Genomic DNA, 23,836 nt, shown 5'->3' with positions numbered 1-23,836 from the left:
TTTTATGACAGAGGCTCTGCAACTGGCTGAGTCTTGGGGTTTTTCACCAGCAGACCGAGCAGGGCACCGCCCATGATGAGGGCCCCCGCCAGCAGGTGGCGCGGGGTGAGCGCTTCGCCGTTGAGCCAGACCAGCAGCAGGGTGCTCAGCAAGGGGGTGAGGTAGGCGAGCGCCCCGATGCGGCGAGGATCCCCGTCCCGCAGCGCCAGATACCAGGTGACGAACGCCGCTCCCATGGGACCGAGGGCGAGCCCGGCAATGAGCAGCCAGTCCGCGGTCGGGATCTGGTCGAAGGGCAGGGGCCCTTCCAGCATCCAGGCCAGCAGCAGGGCCAGGAGCCCGGCGGGCAGGCAGGCGGCGGCCGTCACCACCGCCGGCGCGGGGGGCAGGCGGCGGGAGAGCACGGAGTAGGCGCCCCAGACGATGGCGGCGCCGAGGGCCAGCAGGTAGCCCGGCAGGTGCGCCTGCTGCAGCTGCAAGCTGCCATCGACCATCACCAGCACCGACCCCGCGAGACCCAGGGCCCCGGCCAGCAGGTGGCGCAGGTTCAGGGGATGGCCCGGCAGCAGCAGTGGGGTGAACAGGATGATGCAAAGCGGCCAGAGGTAGTTGATGAGGTTCGCCTCCAGCACGGGGGCGTGGCGAAAGCTTGTGAACAGCAGCAGGTGATAGAGCAGCAGGGCCGTGATGGTCACCAGCCAGGTGAGGGGGCTGGCGCGCCACTGACGCCAGAATGGCAGGGTGCCCGCCCCGCAGAACAGCAGCACCAGCCCCACCAGCACCAGGGGCGAGACGCTGGTGATCCGGGAGGTGAGCGCGGCGAGGGAGGCCCACAGCAAGATGGTGAGCAGGGCGAAGCCGGTGGACTTGTCCCACCAGGAAGACGCAGACATCCAACACTCCTTTGCAAGATGAATGAACGAAAAAGAGGGCCAGTCTAGCAGACTGGCCCTCGTCACACAGCGTTGCCGTGGCGCCCGGGATTATGACTCCCGGCTCGGGATGGCGTCGGCCACCGGAGCCAGGGACTGGCCCTTGACGTACCAGACGATGAGCGCCAGCACCAGCAGCGGCAGCACGGGGTCGAACCAGGTACCGCCGGAGCCGAACATCAGGTTCAGCAGGGCCACGCCGGTGCCGCCGATGGCCCAGGCGATGGTGGTCGGGATGGACCAGACGATCATCTGCTGCTTCACGTCCGAGATGCCCATCATGCGGTTGACCACCCAGAACAGGCTGTCGTTGAAGTAACCGAAGAAGAGCGACCCCATGGTGGCGGCCTGGGCGGCCAGCAGCATGTTGACCCCGGGGATCTGCGCCAGTATGGGGGCGGAGATGGAAGCCGCCGTCACCATGGCCACGGTGCCGGACCCCTGGATGAGGCGTACCAGGGTCGCCACGATGAAGGGGATCAGGATGGGGGAGATGGGCAGCTGGGCGATCTGTTCAGCCAGCTGTTGGCCCGCACCGCTGTCGCGCAGCACGGCCCCCAGCGCCCCGCCGGCACCGGTCACCAGCAGTATGATGCCGGCGGATTGCAGCCCCTCTTCCAGGCGGGCGGCGGTGGCGTGCCTGTCCATGTGCGGCACCAGGGTATAGACCGCCAGCAGCACGCTGATGGCCAGCGCGATGATGGGGGTGCCGATGAAGTTGACGCCCTGCACCAGCGGGTTCGCCATCAGGCCATCCATGCCCTCCAGGGTGGCCAGGGTGGTGAAGATGGCCTTCACGAAGATGAGCACGATGGGCACCAGGATCGGCAGCAGCGACAGGGTCAGGCTCGGCAGGGTCTTGCCCTCCTTCTCCTTGATGTACTGCTCGTAGGTGGCCTGCAGTTCGTCCGGGGTCTGGGCCGTCTGGGCACCGAACTCGGGGTACTTCTTGTCGAGCCACTGGGCGTAGAAGACGATGCCGAGCACGCAGGGGATGGCCAGGGCCATGCCGGTCAGCAGCATGGCACCGATGTCCACGCCAAACAGGCCGGCGACACCGAGCGGGCCCGGGGTCGGCGGTACCGTGTGGTGGGTCACCACCAGGCCGCCCGCGAGCGCCACTCCCAGGGTGAGCAGGGAGCGCTTGCCGCTTTTTGCCAGCGCCTTGGCAACCGGATAGAGGATGACGAAGGCGGAGTCCACGAAGATGGGGATGCTGACGATATAGCCCGTGATGGCCAGGGCCCACTCCTCGCGGCGCTTGCCGAGCCACTTGATGAAGCTGTAGGCGATCTGTTCGGCGGCGCCGGAGACCTCAAGCAGGCGACCCATCATGACCCCGAGGCCGATGACGATGCCGATGCTGCCAAGGGTGGAGCCAAAGCCCTGGGTGATCACGGTGAGGGTCTTGTCGATGGTCATGCCGCCGGTGATCCCGGCGATGCAGGCCGCCGCCAGCATGGCGATCAGGGCGTGCACCCGGGTACGGATGACCAGAAACACCAGCACGAAGACCGCGATGATGAGACCGATGATGGGGGTAGGGATGTCGCTCATGATGCCTCCTGCATGTCATGGGTGATGAAACTGTCGATGATGTCGGCAAACGTCCTGTCTGCCGCGAAGCCGAGGGCGCAGGCCCGCTGGTTGTCGATGCGTCCCGGCCAGCTGGCCACGATGCGCTCGATGGCCGGATCGGCGGCAAACTGCACCCGTTCCAGAGCCTCCTGCCCCCCGACTCTGGCGAGGGCCTCCAGCATTTCGCCGACGGTCACGCTGATGCCGGGCAGGTTGATGCTGCGGGCGTCACCGGTGGCGGGGAGCCTGGCCGCCAGCAGGAAGTTCGCGACCACGGTGGCGGGGCTGGAGAGCCACAGGCGCAGATCCGGGCTCACCGGGCAGAGGGCGCTCTCCCCTTGCAGCGGCTCGCGGATGATGCTGCTGACGAACGACGAGGCTGCGCGGTTCGGCTTGCCCGGGCGCACGCAGATGGTGGGCAGGCGCAATACCAGACCGTCGACGAAGCCCTTGCGGCTGTAGTCGTTGACCAGCAGTTCCCCCATGGCCTTCTGGGCACCGTAGGAGGAGGTGGGGGTCAGCGCGGTGCCGTCGTTCACCAGCTCCGGCAGTGGGCCGCCATAGACGGCGAGGGAGCTGGTGAAGACGAAGCGGATGCCGGGCCGGGCATGGCGGCACGCCTCCAGCAGGGTGCGGGTGGTGTCCAGGTTCACCTTCCAGCCCAGATCGAAGTCCTGCTCCGCGTGGCTGCTGACGATGGCGGCCAGGTGGTAAACCACGGCGGTCCGCTCGCTGATGAGGGACTCGGCGACACCGGGTTCGGTGAGGTCGGCCCGCAGGCAGCGAACCCTGGGGTCCGGCAGGGGGGATTGCGGCTGCTGGATGTCCACCAGCAGCAGCTCGGTGAAGGGGTGGGGGCCTTGCAGCAGGGCCCGGGCCAGTTTCTGGCCCAGGAAGCCACCGCCGCCGGTGATGATGATCTGCATCTTGTTATCCTCAGACTCGTTCATGTTCAGGGTCGTTATTGTTGTGTCAGCCAGCCCAGCCCTTCCCGGGTGCCGGCTCTGGGGTTGTATTCGCAGCCTATCCAGTCGTGGTAGCCCGCCTGCGCCAGCACCTTGAACAGGTGGGGGTAGGCGATCTCCCCTTCGTCCGGCTCGTGGCGATCAGGTACGGAGGCGATCTGGACATGGCCGATGGCCGGGCCCAGCTTGCCGATGAGACGGGTGAGATCCCCGTCCATGATCTGGGCGTGGTAGAGGTCGAGCTGCACCCCCACGTTGGGTCTGTCTATCTCCTGCACCAGGGCCAGGGCGTCGAGCTGGTGGGCCAGGAAGTAGCCGGGCACGTCCCGATCGTTGAGCGGCTCGAGCAGTACCTTGATGCCGTCTTCGGCCAGGAAGTCGGCGGCGAAGCGGATGTTGTCGATCAGGGTCTGGCGGTGGGCCGAGAGGCTATGTGCCGGGTCCACGATGCCGCTCATGGCGTGCACCTTGGTGCAGCCGAGCGCCAGGGCGTAGTCACGGACGGTTGGCAGGTGGCTGCGAAACTCCGCTTCCCGCCCCGGGATGGCGGCCATGCCGCGCTCCCCCGCGCCCCAGTTGCCCGGCGGCATGTTGAATAGGGCCTGGGAGAGCCCCTGCTCGCGCAAGCGGCGACCCAGCTCGGCGGCCGGCCACTCGTAGGGGAAGAGGAACTCCACCGCCTCGAAGCCTGCGTCGCGGGCGGCGGCGAAGCGCTCCAGAAAAGGCACCTCGGTAAACAGCATGGTGAGATTGGCGGCAAACTTGCTCATGGTTTCATCCTCCTCAATTCATCAATTTCGGGTTCGCTCAGGTAGCGGATGGACTGGCCATGGAGCATCAGTGCCAGGCGCGCCGTCTCCTCCAGCTCCTCCATGTTGTTGACCGCATCCACCAGATCCTTGCCCGTCACCACGGGGCCGTGGTTGGCCAGCAGGAAGGCGTTGCCTTCGGGGGCGCGGCGCCCCAGCTCCTCGGCGATGCGGGCATCCCCCGGTTTGTAGTAGGGGATAAGCGGCAACTGGCCGACCCGCATCACGTAGTAGGGAGTGAAGGGGCGGATGACGTTGGCCGGATCCAGCCCTTCCAGACAGGAGAGGGCGGTCAGATGGGTGCAGTGCAGGTGCACCACGGCCCGGCAGTCCGGATTGTTGTGGTAGATGGCGAGGTGGAAGGCCACCTCCTTGGAGGGGCGATCCCCCCCCAGGTGTTCCCCCTGCAGGTTGACGTGGGAGAGCCTGTCGGCGCTCAGACGTCCCAGGCAGGAGCCGGTCGGGGTGGCGATCAGGGTGCCGTCCGGCAGCAGGGCGGAGAGGTTGCCGGCGCCCCCGGTGGCATAACCGCGCTGGAAGAGGGAGGCCCCCAGCATCACCATGGTGTCGCGCAATGCCTGTTCAGTCATGGAAGTACTCCTGAGCCTTGTCGAAGAAGTCGTCGCTCCCGAAATTGCCGGATTTGAGGGCCAGCGACAGAGGGGCGTCGATGGCCCGCACCCAGGGTACACCGGGGGCGATCTGCGGGCCTATGTGGAACGCCTTCACGCCGAGGGCCTGGGTGACCCGGCTCGAGGTCTCGCCACCGGCGATGATGAAGCGATCCACCCCGGCTTCCTGCAGCAGGCAGGCGAGACGGGCAAAGCAGTGTTCCACCGCGTCGCTGGCCGCCTGCTGGCCGTGGGTCTCCTGAATGCGAGCCAGCTCCGCCGGGCTGGTGGTGGCGTAGACGAGCGGCGCCGGGGTGCGCGGCTGGGCCTGTACCCAGCGGGCCAGCTCGGCCGGGTAATCCGGGTTGGTGAGGCAGGCTTCCACCTGCAGTACCAGGGCGGGAGCATGCTGGCGATAGCGGGCCACCTGGCGGTTGGTCATCTCGGAGCAGGAGCCCGACAGCACCACGGCGCGGGTGCCTCTGGGCCAGCCCGCCTCACGGGCACCCTGCAGATCCCCGCTGCCAAGCCGGCGGGCGAGCCCGATGGCGAGGCCGGAGCCGCCGGTCACCAGAGGCATGTCGAGGGCGGCGGTGGCGATGTCCAGCAGGTGCTGTTCGATCAGGGTGTCGACCACGGCGTAGCGCACGCCCGCCTTTGCCAGTTGCTCGAAGGCGTCGGCAATGGCAGTGGCACCCTGCGCTATGGTGGCGAACGGCACCAGACCGGCGCGACCTTCGGCCTGCCCCTCCATCAGCCGCAGCAGGTTGCTGTCGGTCATGGGGGTGATGGGGTGGTGGCGCATGCCGGACTCGGCCAGCGGCTGGGTGCCGACGAAGAGGTTGCCCTGATAGACGGTGCGACCGTTGACCGGCAGAGCCGGGCAGATCAGGGTGAACTTGCTCTCCAGCGCCGCCAGCAGGGCATCGGTGACGGGGCCGATGTTGCCCGCCGCCGTGCTGTCGAAGGTGGAGCAGTACTTCTGGTAGATGCGGGGGCAGCCGCGGGCCTTGAGCCAGTCGAGGGCCGCCAGGGAGTCGCGCACTGCCTCGTCGGCCGGGCAGGAGCGGCTCTTGAGGCTGATCACCACGGCGTCGACCCCGGTCAGATCCGCCTCAGCAGGGATGCCGGCAAACTGGATGGTGGAGAGGCCGTTCTCCACCAGGAAACCGGCGATGTCGGTGGCGCCGGTGAAGTCGTCTGCGATGACTCCGAGTTTCATGCTTGCTCCTCCTGACCCGGCAGGGTGATGCCTGAGAAGATCTTGATGACGGCGCTGTCATCTTCCAGACCGTGGCCCGCGTTGCTGGCACCGAGGAACATGTTCAGCGCCGTGCTCGCGAGCGGCAGCGGGAAGCGCAGCGCCTTGGCGGTGTCGGCCACCAGGGTGAGATCCTTGACGAAGATGTCCACCGCGGAGCGGGCCTGGTAGTCACCGGCGAGCACGCGGGGCATGCGGTTTTCAAACATCCAGGAGTTGCCGGCGGCATGGGTGACCACGTCATACATGAGATCCAGCGATACGCCGGCCCGGCTGGCCAGGGCCATGGCTTCGGCCGCGACCGCGATGTGCACCCCGGCCAGCAGCTGGTGGATGATCTTGACCGTGCTGCCCTGGCCCGGCTCGCTGCCGACCCGGTAGAGCTTGCCGGCCACCGCATCCAGCACCGGGGCCAGCTTGTCGAAGGCGGCGTCTGAGCCTGCGGCCATCACCGTCATCTCGCCGGCATCGGCCTTGATGGCGCCGCCGGAGACCGGCGCATCCAGCATCGGCAACCCCATCTGCGCCAGCTCGGCGGCCAGGGTGCTCGCCTCTTCGGCGGCTATGGTGGAAGAGACCATGATGGCGGTGCCCGGCTTCAGGTGACGGGCCAGCCCCTCGTCGCCGAGCAGGATGCGGCGCACCTGAACGGCGTTGACCACCAGCAGCAACACCGCATCGAGCGTCTCCGCCAGGGGGCGGGCATCGGCCATGACGGCGGCGGCACCGGCCTGTTGCAGCTGGTTGCGCGCCTCTGCATTGAGATCGATGCCGTAGGTGGTGAGCCCGGCCCGCAGGCAGGAGCGGGCGGCGCCCATGCCCATGGCGCCCAGGCCGATGACGGCAACATGATAGGGAGTGCTCATCTCGTGATTCCTCGATAACGACTGATGAGCCGATAGTAGAGGCTTGTGGCGGTGAAATATCAGGCGTATGTCACAAAAAATAACTTAATCTGTGTTAATTTTTGTTATTTTTGCGAGTTGAGATTCTTTTGAATCGAAAAATGATGCCTTTTATGTGAATAAATGTGATTTGTGAGCCCATTCGAGGTTATTTATCATTTTTTACCATCTCACTGGGGTAGAATGGGGCCTCCCTTCCCCGAGTTGCGAGGCAAGATGATTCCCGTAGAGCGACAGCAACGTATCCTGCAACTGCTCGCCGAGCGCGGCGTGGTCAGCATAGTGGAGCTGACCGACTGGCTGCAGGTCTCCCACATGACCATCCGGCGTGACATCCAGAAGCTGGAGGAGCAGGGGCGGGTTCTGTCCGTCTCGGGGGGCGTCAGCCTCTCCCAGCGGATCAAGAGCGAGCCCTCCCACGCCGCCAAGCGCAGCCTGATGCAGGGGGCCAAGCTGGCCATTGCCCGGCTCGCCGCTGCCCAGGTGAGCGAGGGGAGCACCGTCTATCTGGATGCCGGCACCACCTCCCTGGAGCTGGCCCGGGAGCTGGCGCTGCGGGAAGACCTGATGATAGTGACCAACGACTTCATGGTGTGCGCCTACCTCATCGAGCACGGCCGCTGCCGCCTCTATCACACCGGGGGCCAGGTCATTCGCGAGAACCAGTCCTGTGCCGGGGAGGCCACCGCCCACTTCCTGCGCAACCTCCATCTGGACATCGCCTTCCTGTCCGCCTCCTCCTGGGACGGGCAGGGGATCTCCACCCCGAGCGAGCAGAAGGTGCCGGTGAAGCGGGCCGTGGTGGAGTCGGCGGCGAGCCGCATCCTCATCTGCGATTCGTCCAAATATGGCAAGGTGGGGACTTTCAACGTGGTGGGCTGGGATGCGATCGATCAGGTGATCACCGACGAGCAGCTGCCCCAGAGTGCCCGCGAGGTGCTGGCCCAGCACGGGGTCAGGGTGACCATGGCGCCGCTGGCCAGCCTGGTGGCAAGCGGCGAGTGAGTGGCAGGGTCGCCGTGGCGACCCCTGATCGCCAGGGGCGGGATCAGTGCCGGCCGGTGTCTTGCTCGTCCGTCAGGTTGGCGGAGCCCTGGATCACCTCACCCGCCTTCTCGATGTCCCGTCCCATCCCGTGAATGGTGTTGCAGCCCAGCAGCCAGAGGCTGGCGCAGAGCACCAGCAGCATTCGATGCGCGTTCATTTCTCTTCCTCCCATGCTATGGGGTCAGTTTGAGCAGGCGCCCGTTGCCTGAGTCCGTCAGCAGATAGAGGGCACCGTCAGGCCCCTCCTTGACGGTACGGATCCGCTCCCCCAGATCGGTCAACAGTCGCTCCTGTGACACTATGGTGTCCCCGTCCAGGCGCAGGCGCAACAGGGCCTGGCCGCGCAGGGCGCCGACCAGCAAGTCCCCCTGCCACCCCTTGAACAGGGTTCCCTGATAAAAGGTCATGCCCGAGGGGGCGATGGAGGGCACCCAGATCCAGCGCGGCGCCGTCAGGCCGGGTGCGCTCTGGCCCACGCCAATCTTGCCGCCCCCATACTCCTCGCCGAAGGTCACCTTGGGCCAGCCGTAGTTGTGGCCGGGCAGGATGAGGTTCACTTCATCCCCGCCCTGGGGGCCGTGCTCGTGGGCCCAGAGCTGCTGGCTGCCCGGGCGCAGGGTGGCCCCCTGCATGTTGCGGTGGCCCAGGCTCCAGATCTCCGGCAGGGCCCCCGGTGTCGTGACGAAGGGGTTGTCGGCGGGCACCCGGCCATCCTTGTGCAGGCGTACCGTCTTGCCGAGGTGGTTGTCGAGGGTCTGGGCCCGCTCCCGCTCGGTGTAACGATCGCCGAGGGTGATAAAGAGATAGCCATCCTCCGTCAGCACCAGGCGGGAGCCGAAGTGGGCGCCGCCGGCGACCTTGGGCTGCTGGCGAAACAGCAGTTGCCAGTCGACGAGGGCGTCCTTTTGCAGCCGGGCCCGGGCCACTGCGGTGCCTGCCCCCCCGTCCCCCGGTTCGCTGTAGCTGAGATACACCCAGCCATCGTCGTCCAGGGCGAGATCGAGCAGCCCCCCCTGACCCGTGGCGGCGAGGGGCGGCAGGCCGGAGACAATGTGGCGCTTGCCGCCTGCGTCGATGCGCAGCAGGCGGCCCGGGCGCTCGCTAATGAGGTAACCGCCATCGGGGAGAAGCGCGAGCCCCCAGGGGTGGCGCAGATCCCCTGCCACCGTGGTCAGGGTCAGCGCCCGCACCGGGAGCACCAGGCAGAACAGCAGCAGGACAAGCAGTCGCAACATGGGGGCCTCCTCGCTCGGCCAGACCTGAATGTCGCTGAAGTATAGGGGAAGGGAGTGACAAAACGTCAGGCGCAACAAGCGATTGCATCACGCCCTGCATACACTTCAGGAGGTCATCAAGACGAACGCGGGGATCTGGCCGGCCGGTTCGCCGCGTCAGGACGGTCCCGGGTTCATGGAGGGCTCAAATGTCATCACTTGCGTCGGCGCCGGGGCGTCTTCTGTCCGATCTGCTGGCCGGTGTCACCGCAGCGGCCGTGGTGCTGCCCAAAGCCATGGCCTATGCCACCGTGGCGGGGCTGCCGGTAGCGATCGGCCTCTACACCGCGTTCGTACCCATGGTGATCTACGCCCTGCTGGGTTCCTCCCGGGTGCTCAGCGTCAGCTCCACCAGTACCCTGGCTATCCTGACCGCCACCCAGCTCGCACTGGTGGTGCCGGACGGCGATCCCGACCAGCTGCTGACGGTGACGGCCACCCTGACCCTGCTGGTGGGGGCCATGCTGATGCTGGCGGCCGCGTTGCGGCTCGGCTTCATCGCGAACTTCATCTCCCTGCCGGTGCTGGTGGGGTTCAAGAGCGGCATCGGGCTGGTGATCATCCTGGATCAGCTGCCCAAGCTGTTCGGGGTGCACATCCAGAAGGAGAACTTCTTCCTGGATCTCTATCACCTTGGCCAGGCGTTGCCCCAGACCTCCTGGCTGACCCTGGGGGTGGCCCTCGCCACCCTGGCGGTGCTGGTGTTCATGGAGTGGCGCTTTCCCCACTCCCCCGCCCCCCTGCTGGGGGTGGGGATCGGCATCGCCCTAGTGTGGGGCCTTGGCCTGAACGAGGCGGGGGTCGCCATCGTCGGGGCCATCCCCACCGGCCTACCCGGCCTGACGATGCCTGAGCCGGCCCTGGTCATGCAGTTGCTGCCGGGGGCGGCGGGGATCGCGCTGATGAGCTTCACCGAGACCATCGCCGCCGGGCGGGCCTTCGTGGGCAAGGAGGAGCCCGAGATCAATCCGAATCGGGAGCTGGTGGCCACCGGGCTGGCGAATCTCGGGGGCGCCTTCTGCGGCAGCATGCCGGCGGGGGGCGGCACTTCCCAGACAGCCGTGGTGCGCTCAGTCGGGGGCGTCAGCCAGTGGGCCAGTGCCGTCACTGCCGGGATGGCGCTGGCGACCATGATCTTCCTCGCCCCGCTGCTCTCCTGGCTGCCGAGCGCCACCCTGGCGGTGGTGGTCATCGTCTACTCGGTGGGGCTCATCCAGCCGCTGGAATTTCGCAAGATAGGGCAGATCCGCATGATGGAATTTCGCTGGGCCGTCACCGCCTGCCTGGGGGTGCTGCTGTTCGGTACCCTGCAGGGCATAGTGGTGGCGATCCTGGCCTCCCTGCTGGGGTTGGCGAGCCAGACCGCGCATCCGCCTGTCCATGTGATTGGCCGCAAGCCCGGGGAGGATGTGCTGCGCCCGCTCTCGGCGCGCCACCCGGAGGACGAGACGGTCCCGGGCCTGCTGATCCTGCGGCCGGAGGGGCGCCTCTTCTTCATCAATGTGCAGCATGTGGCGGCGAGGATGCGCGAACTGATCGCGACCCATCAGCCCGAAGTGGTGGTGCTCGACATGAGCCGGGTGCTGGACGTGGAGTATTCGGCCCTGATGGTGCTGAAGGAAGGGGAGCGGCAGGCCAGCGCCAAGGGGGTTACCCTCTGGCTGGCCGGGCTCAATCCCGGGGTGCTCGAAAACGTGCGCCGCAGCGGCCTGGCTGCCCGGATGGGGGACAGCCGCATGCTGTTCAATGCCAGGGCCGCCATCCGCCAGTATCAACAGATGAGGGGCGCGCCGGGGCCCGCCCCCCTTGCCTAGAAGCGCTCCGGAATGATGCGCAGCGGATGTTCCGATGGCTTGACCTTGCCAATCTTGCGCTTGGGCAGCTTGACCGGCTCGACCGGCAGTGTCTCGTAGGGAATGTGGGCCAGCAGGTGGGAAATGATGTTGAGGCGTACCCGCTTCTTGTCCTCCGAGCGGGCCACGAACCAGGGGGCCCAGGCGGTGTCGGTGGCGTTGAACATGGCATCCCGCGCCCGGGTGTAGTCATCCCAGCGATCGAAGGACTTGATGTCCATGGGGGAGAGCTTCCAGATCTTGCGGCCGTCGTCGATGCGATCCCGCAGTCGCCGCTCCTGCTCCTGTGGGGTCACCTCCAGCCAGTACTTCAGCACTATGATGCCCGAGTCGACCAGGGCCTTCTCCACCATGGGGGCACCTGCCAGAAACTTGTCGCTCGCCTCCTCGCTGCAAAAGCCCATGACGCGCTCCACGCCGGCCCGGTTGTACCAGCTGCGATCGAAGATGACGATCTCGCCCGCCGCCGGCAGATGGGGGATGTAGCGCTGGAAGTAGAGCTGGCTCTTCTCCCGCTCGGTGGGGGCCGGCAGCGCGACGACCCGAAATACCCGCGGGCTGACCCGCTCGGTGATCGCCTTGATGGTGCCCCCCTTGCCGGCCCCGTCGCGCCCCTCGAACACGATGCAGACCTTGAGCCCCTTGTGCACCACCCACAGCTGCAGCTTCACCAGCTCCTCGTGCAGGCGGCGCAGCTCCTTCTCGTATACCTTGTTGCCAAGGGGCTTCTGCGCCTCGGTCACAACCGGCTGTTCAGCCCTGGATTTTTTTTTGCTGCCCATGATGTCCTTCTTGTGTCTCAAACGGATAGAGAGTGGCCGTCATCCCGGACGGCGCCCTTCAAGGGTAGACGGCGGCGGCTCGCCGGGAGTAAAGGCGACGCGGGAATGGAGAGGTTGGGCGTTGTTCAGGGGGCCATGGGATTCAACGTGAAAGGGGGGAAGCCTTGCCTCGAATGCCATTAGTAGGCGAGGGCGGATCTGAAACCCACAGGGGACTGGCTGGCGGATGATAAGAGACGAGAATGATCAAGGGGTTGGCATAGTGACTATGCCAACCCCTTGTTTTGTATGGCGTTCCCGACTGGAGTCGAACCAGTGGCCTGTCCCTTAGGAGGGGACCGCTCTATCCTGCTGAGCTACGGGAACCTTGTGGCGGGCATTATACAAGAAGCCTTGTGCTTTTAAACCCTTGATTCCTATTCCAATACGGCCAAATCACCGATTTGGACGTTGAACGGCGAATATTTGTTCTGGCTGCTGATGACGGCGCCATCCTCGAACACCTGGACCACCTCGAACAGACCGTCGGCGGGATTGCGCATCACCCGGGACTTGCCGTAGGGGTCGACGAAGTCGGCGCTGTGCTGGACGCGGAACTGGTCGCCGAGCTTGACGCCGTTGCGACGGCCCAGATTGATGTGGGGGCCGCGTTCATGCTGGGCTACGATCCGGGCGGTCACGGGGGCGCAGGCGAGTTCGGCGACGATATCCTGGGCCGCCTCCTTCAGCTGGTAGCTCACCTCCTGGCCGTAGCTCGACTGCCAGAACAGGCCGCCGCTGCTGCCGACCTGCTCCCGCTTGGAGAAGGTCCAGTTGGCGCGCCCCTGGTACTCCTTGCGGCCGAGCAGGGTGCCGTTGATGCCGTCAAACAGGTAGAGCTGCATGCGAAAATTGCGCACGGGATCCTCGTACCAGCTGGTCAGGGCGCTGCCCTGGGGCTCGAGGGAGAGATCGTCGATGCTGCCAAGCACCAGGTACTGGCTGTCGGTGCGCAGGCTCAGGGCCTTGATCTCCTCGAGGGCGCTGCGATCCCCCTGCTGCAGGTGGAGGGGGTCGATGCGCAGGTTTTCGTCGAGCCACTGTCGGGCGACCACCTGGGGCGTGGCGGCCAGGGTCTCGAACAGGCGGCGGGAGAGATCGGCGGGCATGTCGTCCAGGGCGCCGGTGCTCGCCTGATCCGGGTAGCGCATACGCAGGCGGACCAGCGTCAAATCCTTGGCGTAGTGCTGGGTCTGGCAGATCTGGCGCTCGGCCTGGATGTCGGCCACCAGCGTGATGTACATGCGGCCATTGCGCACCTCTTCACGCTTGAGGCGGTATTGGCGGATGTCGCCGCCGGAGCGGATCTGGATCTGCTCCGAGCGCAGGCTGCCATTTTCCAGGCGCTGGATGCTGGAGACGGATGCCCCGCTGGCCAGCAGAGCCTGGCGCAGCGCATCCCGGGTCGCCTGCTCGCGGGCATAGACCTCGTCACCCCCCAGGATGGCGGCACTGCCCTGGGCTTCGATAAGCTCGGCCCGGGCCGACAGGCTGGCCAGCAGCAGGGTTAACAGCAGCGATACTTTCATGACGGACACCTTGAATAGATGGCCCCGGGGCCGCGACGAGGCGGGCAGGGGATCCTGGACACAGCCCGACGCGCACCGGGCAGACAAATAAAAGCAAGATCCATGCCTTGTTCCTGGGATGCGGGGATCCTCTTCGTCCCACCGGCCTGGGGCGGCAGGAGGGGGACTGGGCGGATCCTCGCGCGATCCTGTGTGCATTCCCGTCTCAAGTGTTGGCGTTTGCGACCGATAACAGGTCAGGTGCAGATGCAGGAAAGGTATCCATGAAGAGAGTTATCACTGTGCTGGCGATAGCGCTGGCATTGGCCGGTTGCGGGTCGACCGACCCCATCAAGCGGGATCAGGGGGATCCTCGCCAGGCGGCGAAGGGGATGGAGCTGAACTGGCTGGTGGCCCGCATGACGGATCAGCTGATGGAGCGCAAGTCCCTCACTACCCTGACCGAGCCCATTGCGGTCGCGTCTTTCGTCGACCTCGACACCCTGAAGGACACCAACTGGATGGGTCAGCAGATCGAGGAGAGCTTCATCTACGAGCTGAACCGGCGCGGCGAGGTGGTGGTGGACTTCAAGACCACGGGCAACATCCAGGTGACGCCCCAGGGTGACTTCGTGATGAGCCGAAACTACAAGGATCTTTCGTCCCGTCTGCCCATCTCCCGCATCCTGACCGGCACCTTCAGCCGCAACCAGCAGGGGATCCTGGTCAACGCCCGCATCATCGATCTGCGCACCCGAATGGTGGAGACCACGGCCCAGAGCCTGATCCCGAAACAGTATCTGTCCGGCGCCAGCAACTCCTTTGGCCGGGCTTCCATCAACCGCGGTTACCTGATGCGGGGGGGGCAGAGCCCGTCCGGCCATCTGGTCAACCTGACCCCCTGAGGAGTAAACAGCGATGAAAATCTTGTTGGGTTGCCTGATGGCCATGTTGCTGACGGCGTGCAGCGGCAACCGGGTCGTGAACTACGACGTGGCCGAGAAGCCCGATGACTTCCCCGTGCTCAAGGCGGTGGGCTATGCGGTGATCGACATCCAGCCCGGTCCCTCCCAGTCCGAGAAGATGCTGCAGGCCATTCGTGCCTCCAAGATGGATGCCTACCGGGAGTTGGCCGAGCAGCTCAACGGCCAGCAGGTGCGCGGCCAGAGCAGCTACCGGGACTTGGCCCAGACCTCCAACTCCCTTGACGTGTCGGTGGCCGGCATGGTGCGCGGCGCCCGCGTGGTGGCGACCTACCCCCGCGGCAACACCTATGCCACCGAGCTGGAGCTCGATACCCGCAACCTCTATCACCTGAACCAGCTGATGGCGGGCCAGTTCTGACGTCGAAGCGTTGAGGCGAATGGACGACAAAAAGGCGACCCCGGAGGGTCGCCTTTTTCATTGGCGGTATCGGCCGGCAGATACCCAGGCCGGCCCAACCTTGGTGGGTCAGCTGCCCATCAGCACCGGCGGTACGGCGGTCGGCTTGACGTCTTCGCTCGGGTAGCAGCCCAGCACCTTGATGTAGCGGGTGATCTTGGTCAGCTCCAGCAGGGCGGCCTGCATCTCCGGATTTTGCAGGTTGGCGGAGACGTCCAGGTAGAACATCTCTTCCCAGGGATTGCCCTGCACCGGACGGGATTCCAGCTTGGTCATGTTGATCTCGTGGCTGCGCAGCACCAGGAGCGCTTCCACCAGGGAGCCCGGCTTCTGGGAGGTGGACATGATGAGGGTGGTCTTGGCCGGGATCTGGGGCGCCACGTCGATGGGCTTGCGCGCCACCACGATGAAGCGGCTGTAGTTCTCCTTCTGGTTCGCGAGCTGCTCGGCCAGCACGTCGAGGCCATAGAGCTCGCCGCCGGCGGCGCTGCCGATGGCCGCAGCCTCCGGGCTTGCCAGCTCCTTCACCTTCATCATGGCGCTGGAGGAGGAGTCGCAGATCTCGTGGCGCGCCCCTTCCAGCTTGCTCAGGTAGTGGGAGCACTGCTGGAACACCTGGGGGTGGGCGTAGAAGGTCTTGATGCGGGACAGCTCGGTGGGCACGGCGGTGAGGATGCAGTGCTCGATGGGGTAGGTGAGTTCACCCACGATGGAGAGAGTGGTGTGCTGCATCACGTCATACACCTCGTTGATGGAGCCCGAGCTGGTGTTCTCGATGGGCAGCACCCCGAAGGCGGCGCGGCCAGACTCCACCGTGTCCAGCACCTCGCGGAAGTTCTGGCAGTTCACCTCGATTACCTGATCCTTGTAGCGGGCCAGGTACTTGCGGGCCGCCAGGCTGGAGTAGGAACCGCGTGGGCCCAGGTAGGCGACGCTGGTCATGGGCTCCTGCTGCTGGGGGTTCAGCAGGCTCTGCAGGTAGGCCTGCTGGGAGAGCACGGAGTCCTCGATGATGGTGTGGTAGATGCGGGTGATGTACTGGGCATCCAGTCCGAGGGCGCGCCCCTTCTGGATCAGGGCGACCAGCAGATCCTGCTCGCGCTGGGTGTCGCGGATGGGGCGGGGGTTGGCCTGCTTGGCCCGGGCGACCTCGATGCTGAGGGTCTTGCGCTTGGCCAGCAGGGCGAGCAGCTCCTGATCCAACTGGGTGATGTCGTGTCTGATCTCGTCGAGCGTTGCCATGGTGGTTCCCTATCCAATTCTTCTGTTGTGTGTTGTGCAAAAAAAAGCCTCCGCTGGGGAGGCTCGATTCGTCTTTGGTTTCTGTTTACGCGAATGGTTCACGTGACGACGGGCCTTCCCTCATGAGGGCCGGGTAAACGAGAAAACAAAGAAGAATGGTGTGTGCATGAGAGTGTCCTGAATGTAACGCCATAACCATTAAGGGATTTGACGATGTGATGCAAGTAAAACTTGCCCGGGCGCGTTGAACCGTGCAGGGTAGATGGTCGGGGTTCGAGGGGTGATGAGTGCCATTGAGACCCCATTTTGTCGGGCAAGACGAGGGAGGCGAGACGATGGCGATTATCTTCGATCTGGGTCGGGTGGTGGTGAGCTGGGATCCGGTCGGCATAGTGAGTGCGGTGAGGGGCCCCGAGGGGGCGGCGGCGCTGGCGGAGCGGTTGTTCAACCACCCTGACTGGCTGGAGGTGGACCGCGGCACCCTCTCCCTGCACACCATGGCGCGCCGGGCCGAGGAGCGCACCGGCCTGAGCGCGGCGGACAACCTCGCCATCCTGCAGGCGGTGCCGGCCTCCCTGCTGCCGGATCCCGCCATGGTGCGGCTCATCGAGGAGCTGCACAGTGCCGGCCATGTCCTCTACGCCCTCTCCAACATGGGCCACGCCAGCATCGACTGGCTGGAGCAGCACCAGGACTTCTGGCGCTTCTTCAGCGGCAAGGTGGTGTCGGCCCGGGTGCGCATGATGAAGCCGGAACCCGACATCTATCGCTACCTGCTGGTGTCGTTCGACCTTGTTCCGTCCGATTGCCTCTTTATCGACGACAGCCCGGCCAACGTGGCGGCGGCCGAGGCCCTCGGCCTGCGGGGACTGGTCTTCACCGACCCGGCCCGGTGCCGTGACCACCTGGTCGGGCAGGGGCTGCTGCCGGCGTGAGGGATGCGCTGCCGTTGCGGCGAATAAAATGAGCAAAATTCGTCTTTAGAGCAAATAACATACAATATAACCATGCCATTTAAGGGTATATTCAGCTTGGTGCGCGCAAAATGACATCCTGTTTATCATCCGGAGTGGTTGTGATGGATGCCAACGTAGTCGCGCTGAATCGGGGATACGATCAGCACTTTCAGGCCAGGGAACAGAGGCTCATCGATACCCTGGCAGGATATGGCGAACTACTTGTCTGCTTCTCCGGCCGCCTGGAATCCTGCTATGGCATGGATCTGTGTCGAGCCAGCGGGGTCCGCGTTCGTGCCGTGACCCTGGACAACCCCACCCTCAGCCGCAAGTCGGTGGCAAGGGCCAGGCGTTACTGCCAGCACTACGGCATCCCTCATCAGGTGATCAAGACAGACGAGATGATCTTCAGCGTGCACCTAGGCCACCTCGCCGAGGTGACGGATCCGGTGCGCTATCTGTGCCGACGTCTCGGGCAGGACGGTGGCCCGCCGATCCTGTTGTCGGCCTCCGTCGAAGAGATGCGGGAGTATCTGCGGCGCTTTCGCAGTCTGCCAGCGAACACGCTCTGGATCTTTGCCGAGCAGGGCATGACAAACCGGGATTTTCGCTACGGTTTCCACAAGCGGCAGCTGGCGCTCTGGGGCACGGGAGGGGAGGCCTGCCTGAGCTGGCGCTTCTCCGACGTATCGAGCCTGGACAGACGCCACCTGCACATGGTCGACATGGCCGAGCAGATGCTGTTCGACATGGGGCTGGAGGGGACACAGGTCTTCTTCCACACCCTGGCGGACAGGGTTACCACCCTGGCGAGGATAAGGGTGCCCCAGCGCCTGCGCGCCCTGGTGTTCGACCTTCAGCCGACGATCCAGAAGGCGCTCAAGAGCGTCCATTTCGACCTGGTGACCCTGGATCTCGCCGCGAGCGAGGATCCCCAATCCCTGATCCTCTGAGCCCGCGCAGGAGGCACAACGTGAGTTGGGTCATAGGCAAGGGGGGCCCGACTCTTTATACTCCTCCTTTCGCATCCCTTACCGAGTCTCTGCCCATGAAACCCCTCTCCAGATTGCTGGTCGCCCTCTGCCTCTGTCCCCTGCTGGCCGAGGCCGCCCCCCTGCACCAGATCACCCTGCCCGACGGCCGCCAGGTGCAGCTCAATGACGACTTCACCTGGGAATACCTGCTGGTCAAGCCCGCTGCGGCGAGCACCGGCAAGGTGGTGACGGCGAGCGTGGCGGCTCCCGTGCTGACGGACCAGGCCCTGGCCCATCCCGACCTGCTCTCCCAGGCGACCCGGGACGGTATCACGGTGAAGCTCGACCAGGTGGCGGGGGACGATCCGCTGAGCCTGCAGTTCCTGGTGAGCAACAGCGGCAGCCGCAACGTGGTGCGGGTGAACGGCACCCTGACCCTGTTCAGCGCCGAGGGGGTGCAACTCTCGACCCAGCCGGCGCGTTTCTGGGTCGGGGAGAACCGGTTGCCCGAGTCCTATCTGCGCAAGGGGGAGGCACGCCCGTCCCGTGCCATCGAGCTGGCCCGCCCTGCCGGCCTCACCGGCAAGCCGCTGGTGCGGGTGCAGATCGACGAGGTGGAATTCCGCTGACAGGGTGGCGGGGGAGGCTGCGCTCCCCCGCCGATTGTTGCGCCGTTAACGGCCTGCAACATCCGCTTACATCTGCCATGGTTTGGCAACAGCTTGCCGCTCGGCGCCTCCCCGTTTGCCCGTCACAATGACCCCATTCCAGTTAGGTCCGCCTAACTCAACACATGGAGTCAACGAAATGCAAAAGATCGCACTGTCTGTTCTGGTTCTGGCCGGTCTCTCTTCCACCACCGTCATGGCACAGGATGCCTTCAGCTACGCCAAGGGCTCAGCCACCTGGGCGCACACCAAGTCTGACTACATCGGCGGCAAGGATGGCGACAACCGCGACTTCGGCGGCCTGAGCGTGGATCTCTCCAAGAGCTTCGGCTCCAACGTCTATGGCCGGGTCGGCACCGAATACACCTCCCGCAGCAGCGGCAACGACAGCATGGCCATCTCCAACCTGGGGGTCGGGGTCTTCACTCCCCTCAGTACCGGCCTGAACCTCTACGGTGAAACCGGTCTGATGGGTTACAGCATGGAGCGCGAGCTGGCCTCCGACGTGAACCACTCCGGCTGGGATACCCTGACCCGCAAGCAAAGCGGCAGCCTGTACGGCGAAGTGGGTCTGCGCTACGACATCGGCGCGGTGGAGCTCTCCACCGGCTACCGCTACGCCAACATGACCGACGACATGCACGACTTCAAGGCGGGTGCGGCCTACAAGCTGACCCAGAACCTGGCCCTCACCGCCGATTACACCTACCGCAACTGGGATCTGCAAAAAGGCTCCATCTCCAGCCTGGGTGTGAAATACAGCTTCTGATCTTCCATCCTGTAGTGTCTTCCTATTTGCCCATGACCCCGGTCATGGGCATTTTTGTTTGCCGGTGATCCACCCTTCACGCATACGCCGTATCTGTCCGCAATAGTTATACAACTTTCATTTTTTTGTATAACTGCTATAACGAAAGCAAGGATTATACAAGGGGTGTCATCATGTACAAGATTAAGGTCGGTATCAGCGCCTGTCTGCTCGGTCAGGAGGTGCGCTTCGATGGGGGTCACAAACGTTCCAGCTTCTGTGAGCGGGATCTCGGCTCACATTTCGACTATCACCCCGTCTGCCCCGAGATGGCCATCGGCCTCGGCGCGCCCCGCGCCGCCATCCGGCTGGTGAAGCGCCAGGGCGAGATCCGTGCCGAGGCGAGCAACGGCAGCTTTGACGTCACCGACCGGCTCATCGCCTTCAGCGAGCAGAAGGCGCGCCAGCTCGACTTTCTCTCCGGTTACATCCTCTGCGCCAAATCTCCCAGCTGCGGCATGGAGCGGGTGCGCATCTATGGCGCCAACAACGAGGGGAGCGCCAAGGAGGGGGTCGGCCTCTTTGCCAAGGCGCTGATGGAAGCCAACCCCTTGCTGCCGGTGGAGGAGGACGGTCGCCTGTGTGACCCCATACTGCGGGAGAACTTCGTGCTGCGGGTCTTCGCCTATCACGACTGGCAGCAGCTCTGTGCCAGGGGGATCACCGCCTCAGCCCTGATCCGCTTCCACTCCCGCTACAAGTACCTGGTGCTCTCCCACGCCACCACCCACTACCGGGCACTCGGCAAGCTGCTCGGCAACCTGGCCAAGGCAGACCTGCAGGAGGTAGCCGACAGCTACATCAAGGGACTGATGGCGGCGCTGACCCTTCGCGCCAACCGTCGTAGCCACACCAATGTGCTGATGCACCTGCAAGGCTACTTCAAGCGGGTGCTGACCCCGGCCCAGAAGCAGGAGCTGTGCGAGGCGATCGACAAATACCGCACCGGGCTCTTCCCGCTGCTGGTGCCCCTCACCCTGATCCGCCACTACCTGCGGGAATACCCGAATCCCTACCTCTCGGAGCAGGTGTACCTCAATCCTCATCCCGACACGCTGAAATTGCGTTACGGACTGTGAAGGTGTGGCTGGATTTGGCCGATCAGGCCTACCTCGACCTTCATCCCGACACGCTGAAGCTGCGCTACGGGCTCTGAATATCCTGTGCAGGCCCCGGCGAATGGCCGGGGCCTCTCCCTCAACCTTTGCTGGATGCCGTTATGTCTGATTTACCACACGCCGCTTCTCCTTCGCCGGAGGAGGGGATCTACCCCATTCGCGAGGTCTCCCGCCTAACCGGCGTCAATGCCGTCACCCTGCGTGCCTGGCAGCGCCGCTACGGGCTGGTGCAACCGGCCCGCACCGAGAAGGGCCACCGCCTCTACAGCGAGCAGGACATTCGCCAGATCGGCGAGATCCTGAGCTGGCTGGAGCGGGGGGTGAGCATCGGCCAGGTGAAGGGGCTCCTGAGCGAACCCCAGAGTGCGCCGGTGAGCGATCACTGGCAGCAGACCCTGGAGCAGTTCAGTCAGGTGCTGCTCGCCTTCAACCAGCGCAAGGCGGAGGCCGCACTGAACGACCTGCTGGCGAGCTACCCCTTCGAGCTGGTGCGCAGCCGGGTGCTGCAACCTCTGGTGGAGCGGCTGCTGGGGCTGTGGCGCGAGCGGCCCGATGGCGAGCTGCTGCAGCAGGTGTGGCTGGGCTGGCTTCATACCCGCTTCGCCCGCCACCTCATCGAGCAGGAGAAGGGCGTACCGGTTACCCTGGCGAGCTGGGGGCAGGTGGGGCCGCTCGATCTGGTCTGGGCCGCTTATGAGCTCATCAGCCAGGGTTATGAGGTGCAACTGCTGGGGGCGGTAGAGCCGCGCCATGTCGCTCTGCTGGAAGGACGCGCCACTCCCCCCTGGCTGATACTGCTGGGAGCCGGGCTCGGCAAGCAGGATCTGGCCGCCGGGTGGCCTGCCGGCACCCGCTTCTTTGGCGAGCTGGGACGCCTCTACGACGAGGAGTGGCTGCGTGCCCGGCACTGGCACGCCACCCTGGCCGAGGCCAGTGCGACCCATCGCACGGCCAAGACGAAGAGCAAGGGCGGGAGAAAACCATCATGAGGCTGGTCTGGTTTCGCAACGACTTGCGTCTGGCCGACAACCCGGCGCTGCGGCATGCCTGCGCCAGTGATGAGCCGGTCGCCGCGCTCTTTATCCTCTCCCCCACCCAGTGGCGGCAGCACAAGCTGGCCCCGGTCCGCCAGCGCTTCCTGCTGGCGCAGGTGGATGTGCTGGGCCGCGAGCTGGCGGCCCTCGGCATCCCGCTGCATCTGCTGCGGGTCGAGACCTTTGCCGAGGTGCCGGCGGCGCTGGCAGATCTTTGTCGCGAACTCGAAGTGAGCGAGCTTTATGCCAACCAGGCCATCGAGATTGACGAGCTGCGCCGCGACCAGGCCGTCACCGCCGCGCTGGCGGAGCAGGGCATGACCAGCCACTGGTTCAACGGCTGCTGCGTGCTGCCGCCTGGGCGGGTGCTGACCGGGTCGGGGGAGATGTTCAAGGTCTTTACCCCCTTTAGCCGCGCCTGGCTCAAGGCCCTCGAGGAGGATGGCTTCGTCATTCACCGTGCCCCCGCACCCCGCGGCGAGCCGCTGGTGTGGCAGCCGCTGGCCGAGCGGGGCTTCGTTGATGCTGCCCTTGGCGAGCTGACGGCAGACCCCCGCTGGCCGGTGGGAGAGTCAGAGGCGATCCGCCGGTTGCACGCTTTTCTGGATCAGGCGGTGCTCGATTATGGCGAGACCCGGGATTTCCCCGCCATGGCGGGCACGTCCGTACTCTCCCCCTATCTGGCGGCCGGCATCATCAGTGCGCGCCAATGCGTGGGGGCGCTGCAGCAGCGCCTCGGTTACCGGCCCCAGTCGAAGGCCCAGCCCGGCTTTGTCTGGCTCAACGAGCTCATCTGGCGCGAGTTCTACCGCCACCTGCTGGTGCGGATCCCGAGCCTCTCCATGAATCGCCCCTTCAAACCGGAGACATCGGCCCTGCCCTGGAGCTGGGATCCGGATGCCTTCGCCGCCTGGTGCGAGGGGCGTACCGGCTACCCCATCGTCGATGCGGCCATGCGCTGCCTCAACGCCACCGGCTGGATGCACAACCGGCTGCGGATGATAGTGGCGAGCTTCCTCACCAAGGATCTGCATATCCACTGGCGACTCGGGGAGGACTATTTCATGAGCCGGCTCATCGACGGGGATCTGGCGGCCAACAACGGCGGCTGGCAGTGGGCGGCGGGGACCGGGGCCGATGCGGCGCCCTATTTCAGGGTCTTCAACCCCACCACCCAGGGGCAACGATTTGATCCACAAGGGGAGTTTATCCGTACCTGGGTAACTGAACTTGCCGAAATCCCCCCGGCTTATGTGCACCAGCCCCACGACTGGCTGCGGCTCAAGGGGCGGCAGGATTATCCGGCCCCCATGGTGGATCATGTCGTTGCACGGGTGAGGGCCATCGAGATGTTTCGCGAACTGGAGAGAAACTAGCATGGATGAGCCGCTGGCCCGCTTTGTCGCCCTCTATCAGCAGCTGGACAGAGACGAGCTGCACCGCTTGCCCGAGGTCTATGCAAGCGAGGTGCTCTTTACCGATCCCGCCCACCGCATCGAGGGGCTGGCGGCGCTCACCGACTATTTTTCCGCCCTCTATCGGCGCCTCGCCTACTGCCGTTTCGTCATCACCAGCCAGCTGCAGCAGGGGCGGCAGGCCTGGCTCGGCTGGACCATGACCTTCTCCCACCCCAGGCTGCGCGGCGGCGCCCCGGTGACGGTGGAGGGGGCCACCCCNNCCCGCCTCGAGTTCGACGAGGAGGGCAAGGTGTGCCTGCACCGGGACTATTTCGATCTCGGCGCCATGCTCTATGAACAGTTGCCGCTGCTGGGCCCCGTGGTGCGCACCCTCAAGGGGAGGCTGGGATCATGAGCGGCCGGGTGCTGATCACCGGTGCCACTTCCGGTATCGGCCGCCAGCTGGCGCTGGATTACCGGCGCGCTGGCTGGCAGGTGTGGGGCTGCGGCCGGGACGAGGCGCGCCTGCAGGCACTGGCCGACGAGGGGGTCACGCCCCTGGGGTTCGATGCCCGCGACAGCGTGGCCATGACGGGGATCGCCGCCAGCCTGCCCCCCCTTGACCTGCTGATCCTCAATGCGGGCAACTGCGAATACCTGTCTCTTTTACCCATCTGACGCCGCCGACGACC

At 65.3% G+C, this 23,836-nt stretch carries 24 protein-coding genes, 1 tRNA gene, 1 pseudogene and 1 other annotated feature; of the genes and pseudogenes, 13 read left to right on the top strand and 13 right to left on the bottom strand.

What is annotated here, in order from left to right:
- Positions 1–2: 2 nt before the first annotated feature.
- From BN1136_RS14750 to ltnD, 7 genes are all read right to left on the bottom strand, one after another.
- Positions 3–893, bottom strand: coding sequence for a DMT family transporter (locus BN1136_RS14750; RefSeq protein WP_043758482.1), 891 nt, complete (start codon positions 891–893; stop codon positions 3–5).
- 90 nt (positions 894–983) lie between these two features.
- Positions 984–2,489, bottom strand: a complete 1,506-nt coding sequence (locus BN1136_RS14745) for a GntP family permease (protein ID WP_043758484.1) — start codon at positions 2,487–2,489, stop codon at positions 984–986.
- Positions 2,486–3,460, bottom strand: a complete 975-nt coding sequence (gene denD / locus BN1136_RS14740; protein WP_231557895.1) for a D-erythronate dehydrogenase — start codon at positions 3,458–3,460, stop codon at positions 2,486–2,488. The genes BN1136_RS14745 and denD overlap by 4 nt, the downstream gene beginning before the upstream one ends.
- Before the next feature lie 11 nt (positions 3,461–3,471).
- A complete protein-coding gene (otnI, locus tag BN1136_RS14735) occupies positions 3,472–4,245 on the bottom strand; it encodes a 2-oxo-tetronate isomerase (protein WP_043758489.1) in 774 nt (257 codons plus the stop codon).
- Complete coding sequence (gene otnC, locus BN1136_RS14730) at positions 4,242–4,874, bottom strand: 3-oxo-tetronate 4-phosphate decarboxylase (RefSeq protein ID WP_043758491.1); 633 nt, start codon at positions 4,872–4,874, stop codon at positions 4,242–4,244. Before otnC ends, otnI begins: the two co-directional genes overlap by 4 nt.
- Positions 4,867–6,117: a 3-oxo-tetronate kinase gene (gene otnK, locus BN1136_RS14725; RefSeq protein WP_043758495.1), complete on the bottom strand. Its 1,251-nt coding sequence runs from the start codon at positions 6,115–6,117 to the stop codon at positions 4,867–4,869. The genes otnC and otnK overlap by 8 nt, the downstream gene beginning before the upstream one ends.
- A complete protein-coding gene (ltnD, locus tag BN1136_RS14720; RefSeq protein WP_043758497.1) occupies positions 6,114–7,022 on the bottom strand; it encodes an L-threonate dehydrogenase in 909 nt (302 codons plus the stop codon). Before ltnD ends, otnK begins: the two co-directional genes overlap by 4 nt.
- 255 nt (positions 7,023–7,277) lie before the next feature.
- Here ltnD and BN1136_RS14715 point away from each other — a divergent pair, with 255 nt between their 5' ends.
- Complete coding sequence (locus tag BN1136_RS14715; RefSeq protein ID WP_043758499.1) at positions 7,278–8,066, top strand: DeoR/GlpR family DNA-binding transcription regulator; 789 nt, start codon at positions 7,278–7,280, stop codon at positions 8,064–8,066.
- 43 nt (positions 8,067–8,109) lie between these two features.
- Here BN1136_RS14715 and BN1136_RS19965 read toward each other — a convergent pair whose 3' ends face one another.
- Positions 8,110–8,265 carry an entericidin A/B family lipoprotein gene (locus tag BN1136_RS19965; RefSeq protein WP_081843622.1) on the bottom strand — a complete coding sequence of 52 codons (156 nt, stop codon included), beginning with the start codon at positions 8,263–8,265 and terminating at the stop codon, positions 8,110–8,112.
- A gap of 16 nt (positions 8,266–8,281) precedes the next feature.
- Positions 8,282–9,343 carry a PQQ-dependent sugar dehydrogenase gene (locus BN1136_RS14710; protein ID WP_043808785.1) on the bottom strand — a complete coding sequence of 354 codons (1,062 nt, stop codon included), beginning with the start codon at positions 9,341–9,343 and terminating at the stop codon, positions 8,282–8,284.
- A 188-nt stretch (positions 9,344–9,531) separates the two neighbouring features.
- On the opposite strand from BN1136_RS14710, the gene BN1136_RS14705 reads away from it, so the two are divergent.
- Positions 9,532–11,196: a SulP family inorganic anion transporter gene (locus BN1136_RS14705; RefSeq protein WP_043758500.1), complete on the top strand. Its 1,665-nt coding sequence runs from the start codon at positions 9,532–9,534 to the stop codon at positions 11,194–11,196.
- On the opposite strand, the gene ppk2 is transcribed toward BN1136_RS14705, so the two are convergent.
- The 3 genes from ppk2 to BN1136_RS14690 all read right to left on the bottom strand — a co-directional run bounded on the left by ppk2 (position 11,193) and on the right by BN1136_RS14690 (position 13,585).
- Entirely contained in the window at positions 11,193–12,017 is an 825-nt protein-coding gene (ppk2, locus tag BN1136_RS14700; RefSeq protein ID WP_043758503.1) for a polyphosphate kinase 2, read from the bottom strand. The two genes, BN1136_RS14705 and ppk2, sit on opposite strands and share 4 nt — an antisense overlap.
- 289 nt (positions 12,018–12,306) lie before the next feature.
- Positions 12,307–12,383 (bottom strand) — tRNA-Arg (locus tag BN1136_RS14695).
- 50 nt (positions 12,384–12,433) lie between these two features.
- A complete protein-coding gene (locus BN1136_RS14690; RefSeq protein WP_043758504.1) occupies positions 12,434–13,585 on the bottom strand; it encodes a flagellar assembly protein FlgT in 1,152 nt (383 codons plus the stop codon).
- A gap of 263 nt (positions 13,586–13,848) precedes the next feature.
- Between BN1136_RS14690 and BN1136_RS14685 the strand changes: the two genes are divergently transcribed.
- A complete protein-coding gene (locus tag BN1136_RS14685) occupies positions 13,849–14,469 on the top strand; it encodes a FlgO family outer membrane protein (RefSeq protein ID WP_043758507.1) in 621 nt (206 codons plus the stop codon).
- Between the two features lie 13 nt (positions 14,470–14,482).
- Entirely contained in the window at positions 14,483–14,908 is a 426-nt protein-coding gene (locus BN1136_RS14680) for an LPP20 family lipoprotein (RefSeq protein WP_043758509.1), read from the top strand.
- A 108-nt stretch (positions 14,909–15,016) separates the two neighbouring features.
- Here BN1136_RS14680 and pheA read toward each other — a convergent pair whose 3' ends face one another.
- The gene (gene pheA / locus BN1136_RS14675) at positions 15,017–16,189 is read right to left on the bottom strand and encodes a prephenate dehydratase (protein ID WP_043758512.1); all 1,173 of its coding nucleotides are present in this window, start codon (positions 16,187–16,189) and stop codon (positions 15,017–15,019) included.
- A 38-nt stretch (positions 16,190–16,227) separates the two neighbouring features.
- Positions 16,228–16,361 (bottom strand) — a sequence feature (Phe leader region).
- Between the two features lie 163 nt (positions 16,362–16,524).
- Here pheA and BN1136_RS14670 point away from each other — a divergent pair.
- The 9 genes and pseudogenes from BN1136_RS14670 to BN1136_RS14630 form a co-directional block, all read left to right on the top strand.
- Positions 16,525–17,124 carry an HAD family hydrolase gene (locus BN1136_RS14670; RefSeq protein WP_043758514.1) on the top strand — a complete coding sequence of 200 codons (600 nt, stop codon included), beginning with the start codon at positions 16,525–16,527 and terminating at the stop codon, positions 17,122–17,124.
- Between the two features lie 143 nt (positions 17,125–17,267).
- Positions 17,268–18,098 carry an adenine nucleotide alpha-hydrolase family protein gene (locus BN1136_RS14665; protein WP_043758516.1) on the top strand — a complete coding sequence of 277 codons (831 nt, stop codon included), beginning with the start codon at positions 17,268–17,270 and terminating at the stop codon, positions 18,096–18,098.
- Positions 18,099–18,193: 95 nt separating this feature from the next.
- On the top strand, positions 18,194–18,748 hold the full coding sequence (locus BN1136_RS14660; RefSeq protein WP_043758519.1) for a DUF3157 family protein: 555 nt from the start codon (positions 18,194–18,196) through the stop codon (positions 18,746–18,748).
- A 178-nt stretch (positions 18,749–18,926) separates the two neighbouring features.
- Positions 18,927–19,556, top strand: coding sequence for an outer membrane beta-barrel protein (locus tag BN1136_RS14655; RefSeq protein WP_043758521.1), 630 nt, complete (start codon positions 18,927–18,929; stop codon positions 19,554–19,556).
- A gap of 173 nt (positions 19,557–19,729) precedes the next feature.
- On the top strand, positions 19,730–20,674 hold the full coding sequence (locus BN1136_RS14650; protein ID WP_043758523.1) for a YbgA family protein: 945 nt from the start codon (positions 19,730–19,732) through the stop codon (positions 20,672–20,674).
- A gap of 140 nt (positions 20,675–20,814) precedes the next feature.
- The gene (locus BN1136_RS14645) at positions 20,815–21,702 is read left to right on the top strand and encodes a MerR family transcriptional regulator (protein ID WP_043758525.1); all 888 of its coding nucleotides are present in this window, start codon (positions 20,815–20,817) and stop codon (positions 21,700–21,702) included.
- Entirely contained in the window at positions 21,699–23,123 is a 1,425-nt protein-coding gene (phrB, locus tag BN1136_RS14640) for a deoxyribodipyrimidine photo-lyase (RefSeq protein ID WP_043758527.1), read from the top strand. Before BN1136_RS14645 ends, phrB begins: the two co-directional genes overlap by 4 nt.
- Position 23,124: 1 nt before the next feature.
- Positions 23,125–23,559: a nuclear transport factor 2 family protein gene (locus tag BN1136_RS14635; protein WP_043808782.1), complete on the top strand. Its 435-nt coding sequence runs from the start codon at positions 23,125–23,127 to the stop codon at positions 23,557–23,559.
- A pseudogene (locus BN1136_RS14630) lies at positions 23,556–23,810 on the top strand (SDR family NAD(P)-dependent oxidoreductase); the annotation flags it as partial. The gene BN1136_RS14635 and the pseudogene BN1136_RS14630, both read left to right, overlap by 4 nt.
- Positions 23,811–23,836 lie beyond the last annotated feature (26 nt).

The sequence above is a fragment of the Aeromonas taiwanensis genome (assembly GCF_000820165.1).
GTDB classification, from domain to species: Bacteria; Pseudomonadota; Gammaproteobacteria; order Enterobacterales; family Aeromonadaceae; genus Aeromonas; species Aeromonas taiwanensis.
Note: the sequence above shows the minus strand (reverse complement) of the source record. Positions and strands in the feature narration are given on the sequence as shown.